The following is a 254-nucleotide window of genomic DNA, read 5'->3' as shown; positions in this document are numbered from 1 at the left end:
GCCCCACGTGGCACAGAACGTCAATGGTCGCCGCTCGGCTATCGACGGACGCACTACACGCCATCCCGGCTATGAGGTCAGCCTACGCATTCGCAAGCGTATCGAGGAGGCGTTCGGCTGGATCAAAGTGAGCGTCCGGTGAGCTGTTTTTGCTGATCGGGCAAATCAGGCGATGTTCTGGCATTCGAACCAGCATTAATGCTGACATTAATACCAGAACAAAGAGGTTTCATGGCTCGCATGGAGATCATGTC

General features: G+C 54.7%; 1 pseudogene. It reads left to right on the top strand.

Features of this window, described 5'->3' with window-relative positions:
* Positions 1 to 142, top strand: a pseudogene (locus JNB88_RS33345) (IS5/IS1182 family transposase); the annotation flags it as partial.
* Between the last annotated feature and the right edge of the window lie 112 nt (positions 143 to 254).

It is taken from the genome of Rhizobium cauense (assembly GCF_019511525.1).
In the GTDB taxonomy this organism is placed as follows: Bacteria; Pseudomonadota; Alphaproteobacteria; order Rhizobiales; family Rhizobiaceae; genus Rhizobium; species Rhizobium cauense.
The sequence above is the reverse complement of the archived record's forward strand: the minus strand, read 5'-3'. Positions and strand labels throughout refer to the sequence as shown.